Source organism: Pigmentiphaga sp. (assembly GCF_019689535.1).
In the GTDB taxonomy this organism is placed as follows: domain Bacteria; phylum Pseudomonadota; class Gammaproteobacteria; order Burkholderiales; family Burkholderiaceae_B; genus Pigmentiphaga.
Map to the genome: position 1 here is coordinate 1 of NZ_JADGHH010000200.1, position 6,060 is coordinate 6,060.

The 6,060-nt window shown below is 66.6% G+C and carries 7 protein-coding genes; 6 read left to right on the forward strand and 1 reads right to left on the reverse strand.

Annotated features, from left to right (window positions below):
- Positions 1–42: 42 nt before the first annotated feature.
- The 4 genes from IRZ12_RS14735 to IRZ12_RS14750 all read left to right on the forward strand — a co-directional run bounded on the left by IRZ12_RS14735 (position 43) and on the right by IRZ12_RS14750 (position 4,851).
- Positions 43–480, forward strand: a complete 438-nt coding sequence (locus IRZ12_RS14735) for an RDD family protein (protein WP_296469877.1) — start codon at positions 43–45, stop codon at positions 478–480.
- A gap of 285 nt (positions 481–765) precedes the next feature.
- Positions 766–2,985 (forward strand): TonB-dependent siderophore receptor, encoded by a 2,220-nt coding sequence (locus tag IRZ12_RS14740; RefSeq protein ID WP_296469893.1) that lies wholly within the window; start codon positions 766–768, stop codon positions 2,983–2,985.
- 148 nt (positions 2,986–3,133) lie between these two features.
- Positions 3,134–3,904: a tetratricopeptide repeat protein gene (locus IRZ12_RS14745; protein WP_296469880.1), complete on the forward strand. Its 771-nt coding sequence runs from the start codon at positions 3,134–3,136 to the stop codon at positions 3,902–3,904.
- The gene (locus tag IRZ12_RS14750) at positions 3,901–4,851 is read left to right on the forward strand and encodes an alpha/beta fold hydrolase (protein WP_296469883.1); all 951 of its coding nucleotides are present in this window, start codon (positions 3,901–3,903) and stop codon (positions 4,849–4,851) included. The genes IRZ12_RS14745 and IRZ12_RS14750 overlap by 4 nt, the downstream gene beginning before the upstream one ends.
- On the opposite strand, the gene IRZ12_RS14755 is transcribed toward IRZ12_RS14750, so the two are convergent.
- Complete coding sequence (locus IRZ12_RS14755; protein WP_296469886.1) at positions 4,826–5,044, reverse strand: hypothetical protein; 219 nt, start codon at positions 5,042–5,044, stop codon at positions 4,826–4,828. The genes IRZ12_RS14750 and IRZ12_RS14755 overlap by 26 nt on opposite strands.
- A 223-nt stretch (positions 5,045–5,267) precedes the next feature.
- Here IRZ12_RS14755 and IRZ12_RS14760 point away from each other — a divergent pair, with 223 nt between their 5' ends.
- On the forward strand, positions 5,268–5,510 hold the full coding sequence (locus tag IRZ12_RS14760; RefSeq protein WP_296469895.1) for a FeoA family protein: 243 nt from the start codon (positions 5,268–5,270) through the stop codon (positions 5,508–5,510).
- A gap of 4 nt (positions 5,511–5,514) precedes the next feature.
- Positions 5,515–6,060 (forward strand): FeoB small GTPase domain-containing protein (locus IRZ12_RS14765; protein ID WP_296469890.1); only part of this gene is annotated, 546 nt, incomplete at its 3' end.

A 6,060-nucleotide genomic window follows, 5' to 3' on the forward strand; every position in this document is an offset into this window, starting at 1 on the left:
GGGGGGGCCCCCCCCCGCCGGCTCGGGTTATCGTAGCGCCCCATGAATGATACGCAGTCCTTCCGCCCCGCTCCGCTTCCCACCCCCGGCCGCTGGCGCCGTTTCGCCTGCATGCTGTATGAAGCCATCCTGCTGTTCGGCGTGGTATTCGTCGCCGGGTATCTTTTCGACACGCTGACGCAGAGCAGGCATGCGCTGGCGCTGCGGCACGAGCGCCAGGCCTGGATCTTCTTCGTCATCGGCGCCTATTTCGTCTTGTGCTGGCGCCTGGGTGGCCAGACCTTGCCCATGAAAACCTGGCACATCCGGCTCACTGACGCGGACGGCGGGCGGCCTCCGCTCTGGAAGGCAGTCCTCCGCTACCTGCTGGCCTGGCCGTTCACGCTCACGGGCATCGGGTTCGTCTGGAGCTTCTTCGATCCGGACAAGCAGTTTCCCCAGGATCGCCTGCTCGGCACGCGGCTGGTTTCCACGCGCTAGCCCAGGCGGCCGCTGGAGCGCATCGGCGGTGCGGCGTTGCAGCGCCCTGATGGAGCTGGGCGCTCCGGCGGCGTGTTGTTTTTTCCCCCAAATGCCCCCGGGTGGCCGCCTTCCCTGAGGAATCTTCAGTTGCCTGTAAGGTTGCGCGTTCTATCGTTGCCCCCTAAGATATAAATGCGAATCATTCTTCTTATCTCTTTTTTTCTTCGATGATTGACGGGCGCGCAGGCGCCCGCTTGGGGGGATTTCACGGTGACATCTTCGAACCCATTCCGGGTCAATACCTTGGCGGCCGCGATCGGCGCCCTGACCTTCCTGCCTGCCGTCCAGGCCCAGTCGCAGGACGCGGCAAACGCAGACGCGCCGCGGTCCGGCGGCCAGCTCGCGCCGATTACAGTACAAGGCGAGGCCGATACGCCCTACAAGGCAGAAAAATCGGCATCTCCGAAATTCACCGCGCCGCTGGTCGATACGCCCAAGAGCGTGACCGTCATTCCGCAAGAAGTCATCGAGAACACCGCCTCTACCACCCTGACCGAAGCGCTGCGCCTGACCCCGGGCATCACCTTCGGCGCCGGCGAAGGCGGCAACCCGCTGGGCGATCGCCCGTTCATCCGAGGCTATGACGCACAGGCCAGCACGTTCGTGGATGGCATGCGCGACATCGGCGCCACCACGCGCGAAATCTTCAATATCGAACAGGTCGAGGTCACGAAAGGCCCCGACGGCGCCTACGGCGGCCGGGGCGGGGCCGGCGGCAGCATCAACCTCATCACCAAGGCGCCCATCGCCGAGAATTTCACGAACGCCACGCTGGGCCTGGGCACGGACAATTACAAGCGCGCCACGGTGGACGGCAACTGGCTGTTGGGCGACAACATGGCCTTCCGGCTCAATGCCATGGCGCACGACGCCGACGTGCCAGGCCGCAAGGCGGTGGACAACTCCCGCTGGGGCATCGCGCCGTCCTTCACGTGGGGGTTGAACACGCCGACCCGGATCACGCTGAGCTATTACCACTTGCAGACGGACGACACGCCCGACTCGGGCATCCCGTTCATGTACGGCAACAGGGTGCCCGCCGGCGTCACGGCAATCCGCCCGGTCACAGTCGACATGGACAATTTCTACGGCCTGGCCAACAGCGATTTCCTGAAGAACCGCTCAGACGTCGCCACCGCCCGGATCGAGCACGACATCAGCAGCAACCTGACCTTCCGCAACACGCTGCGCTACACCGCCTCGGACCAGCGCTACATATGGACCCAACCCGACGACAGCCAGGGCAACGTCAACGACGGCTTGGTCTGGCGCCGCGCGAACACCCGCACCAGCGGCGTCCATACCATCGCCAACCAGACCGAGATTTTCGGCAAGGCCAACCTGGGAGGCTATGAGCACAGCTTCACGGCCGGGATCGAACTTTCGCGCGAGAAGGCCGACAACGGCACCTACACCATTACGAGCACCCTGGGCAGCCGCAGCACCAACTCTTGCGGGCTGGGCGCAGGCGCGCCGTCGGGCTACACGTGCACGGACCTCTACAACCCCAACCCGTATGATCCGTGGACGGGGAGCATCATCGAGGGCGAACGCGCCAACCACTTCAAGACCACGACCAAGTCCATCTATGCGTTCGATACCATCAAGCTGAGCGAACGCTGGATGACCAACCTCGGCCTGCGCGTGGACGACTACAAGACCCGCTACTTCAACGCCACAACCGACGTCGGCCGCAACGACACGCTCGTCAACTACCAGCTGGGCCTGATCTACAAGCCTGCGTCCAACGGCAGCATTTACGTGTCGTACGGCACCTCGTCCACGCCCGCCAATGCCTTTCTCGGCCAGGGCAGCGAAAGCGGCAGCCTGACCCCGGGACGCGGTGGCGTGGGCCCCAATGCCGCGGAACTCGGCCCCGAGAAAAACCGATCGCTGGAGCTGGGTACCAAGTGGAACCTGCTGGATAACCAACTCGCAGTCAATGCTGCCGTGTTCCGCATCGACACGACCAATGCCCGCGTGACCATGCCCGACAACACCTACGCGATGGCTGGCAACCGCCGCATCAACGGCTTCGAAGTCGGCTTCTCGGGCAACATCACCAAGGCTTGGCAAGTGTTCGGCGGATACACCTTCCTGGACAGCGAGATGCGCAACACCGGGGCCACGACCGACGTGACCAAGGGGCAGGAGTTCCCCAATACACCCAAGCACAGCGCCAGCCTGTGGAGCACCTACAGCGTGACCAGCGATTTCTCGCTGGGCGGCGGCGTGTTCATCGTGGGCAAGCAATACGGCTCGAATGGCGCGGTACGCCGCTACATCCCGGGTTACACCCGCTTCGACGCCATGGCCGCGTATCGCATCAACCGCAACGTGAGCCTGCAGCTGAACCTGCTCAACCTGACCGACAAGCGCTACTTCACCTCGACCTATTCGACGCACTATGCCGCGGTGGGGGCAGGCCGGGCAGCAATCCTGAGCGTCAACCTGAAGTACTGAGGAGGTTCGCCCTGCGCGCGCGGCGTGCCGTCCCAGTGTGGACGGCGCGCCGAACTTTTCTAAGGCGGCCGCCAAGCCGGGTGCGGGCCTGCGCCAGGCTTGGGGCCGCCTTCGCACTGGCCCGTCCGTTCTCATGCACAATCGCAGCATGCACCCCATCACTCCCCGCCGACTGAACACCGCCACGCCAGAAGAGATCGCCGAGGTCCTGCGCGGGCCCGAGGAGCACGCAGTGGCCTGGATACGGGCCGCTGCCGAAGGCGGCGTCCCCGAAGCCCAGGCCGTCTACGGGCAAATACTGCTCGACGGCCGCGGCACGCCCGTGGACCGCGAACAAGCCGTGTATTGGTTCAAGCGCGCGGCCGACGCCAACCACGCAATGGCGATGAACATGCTGGGCCAATGCCACCGCCACGGCTGGGGGGTCCCCGTGAACCTCGTCCTGGCCGCCTATTGGTACCGGCTCGCAGCCCAGCAGGGCTTGGACTGGGGCATGTACAACTACGGCACGGCGCTGGCCCTGGGAGAAGGCGTGCCCGCCGACCGCGCCCAGGCCATGGCGTGGTTCAAGCGGGCGGCCGCCTTGGGCCATGCGAAATCCATCAATATCCTCGGCGGCTTCTACGAAGACGGCTGGGAAGTCCCCGTCGACAAAGAGCGCGCTTTCGAGCACTACCGCCGTGCAGCGGAGGGCGGAGATTTCCGTGGGCAGTTCAACTACGCGCGCCTGCTGGTCGAACGAGGCGAAATCGACCTCGCGCTGCCCTGGCTGGAGCGCCTGCCTGAGACGGCCACGCCCGCCTTCCTCGCCAAGGTGGCCGCGTTCTTTGCCCGCGCCGGCGATGCGCGGGTCCGCGCGGTGGCGCAACGGCTGGAGCGCCGCGCCGGCGCAAGGGGCGAAGGGACCACCCAGCCATGATGGCGTGGACCATGCGCGCCTTCACGCTCACCGTGGTGGCGCTCATCGGCCTGACCGCGTGGGCACTCTCGCATGGGATGCCCTGGCCCGCTGCCCTCGCCACGGCCGCCTTGCTCGCGGTGCTGGTCCACGCCGCCCTCGTCGCGGCGGGTTTCCTGCTCGCCCGGGCCGAAGCGAAACGGGCCGGTGAACCCGCACCGCCCGGCTGGGCCGCCGCCGCGCTGCCTGAGATCCTGCTTTCGATACGCAACATGTACGTGGATATCCCGTGGCGCCACCGGTGGCCCGCCCGCCTGCCCGACAACCCACGGGGCGCGGTGCTTCTGGTACATGGCTACGGATGCAACCGCGGCATCTGGCGGGACCTGGACGATTGGCTCGCCGCGCGCGGCTGGGCCGTCGCGGCGCTCGACCTGGAACCACCCCGGGGAAACATCGACGAATTCGGCAGGCAGGTCGCCGCCGAAGCCGCAGCGCTGGCGGCACGTACCGGCGCCGGCCCGGTCATCGTCATCGGGCACAGCATGGGCGGCCTGGCCGCGCGGGCGGCGCTGCGCTGCGCGCCCGACGCCCCCATCGGGCACATCATCACCATCGGCACCCCGCACGGCGGGACCCGGCACGCGCGCTTCGGACGTGGCCTGTGCGCCGCTCAGATGATGCCCGGCCACCCCTGGCTGACCGGGCTATGCACGGCCGAGCGGCCAGGTTGGCCAAGCCTCTGCACGTGCATTGCCTCGCGCCACGACAACATCGTCGCCCCGGTGAGCCGCGCGCTGCTACCCGGCGCCGCAGTCACGCAAATCGTCGAGCGGGTCGGGCACATGGCCATGCTGCACCACCCCGCAGTGCGCGAATTCCTAGGCGCGCGGCTGGCACAGCTTTCGAGCGGCCCAGCAACCCCCGCCGGGAATGCAAAGCTCAGCGGCGGCGCCCCAGGGCGATGACTACCGCCCCGGCAGCAATGGCGAGCACCCCGGCCCAGACCGGGATCTCCACGGTCTTGCGGGTATCCGCGGTGGCCTCCACTGGGCCGAGCTTGAGCAGCGTCTCCTCGGATGTGTACGAGAAGGTCCGGTAGCCGAGGGCCACTATCCCCAGCACGATGAGCAACAGGCCGACCACCACGGATGCTTTCATGTTTTCCCCTCTTGGTTGAGCCTACGCCCGCAAGATACCCGATGCACCGGCCCGCCGCGGCGCAAAACACGCCGGTCGTAGCATTTCCTTACCTCTGAAAGGCCTTTCGGAAACACGCAACCGCCGCAGTGCTGCCTGCCCGTGGACCGCGCCGGACCGGTGCAAAACCTTTTATAATTGGTTATCGTTTTCATTTTCACCATTGCCGACCGAGTACATGGCTATACGCCTCTCCGAGCTACCCTTTGGCCATGAAGCGGCCGTCAATACCGTCGAAGACGCACTACCCGCCGATCCCGTTGCCGTCCGCCTGCGCGATCTCGGCTTTGTCGCCGGCGAGCGCGTGCGCATCGTGGCCCGCGGCCCGATCGGCGCCGACCCTCTGCTGGTCCAGATAGGTTTTACCCGTTTCGCCCTGCGCCGCTCCGAGGCCGCGCGGGTCGTGGTGGAACCCCTCGCATCCTGATCCCATGTCCACCGCCGCCCTGTCGAACCTGCGCGTTGCCCTCGTGGGCAACCCCAATTGCGGAAAAACCGCACTGTTCAACCTGCTGACCGGCAGCCGCCAGAAAGTCGCCAACTATGCCGGCGTCACCGTCGAGCGCAAAGAAGGCCGCTTCGTCACCGCCTCGGGCCGGCAGGTCAGCGTGCTCGACCTGCCCGGCGCATACAGCTTGCACGCTGCCAGCCCGGACGAGGCCATCACGCGCGACATCTGCATGGGCCAGTTCGCCGGCGAACCGAGGCCGGACCTGCTGGTGGCCGTGGTGGACGCCACCAACTTGCGCCTGCACCTGCACTTCGTGCTGGAGCTGCAGCGCCTGGGGCTGCCCATGGTCCTCGCCCTGAACATGGTCGATGCGGCAGCCCGCCGCGGCATCCGCGTCGATCGGGAAAAACTGGAGCAGGCCCTGGGCGTCCCCATCGTGGAAACAGTAGCCGTCAAGCGCAATGGCGCCGCCCAATTGCTCTCGCGGCTCGATGGAGAGCTGCCCCCTCCCTCCCGCGGCCCACCC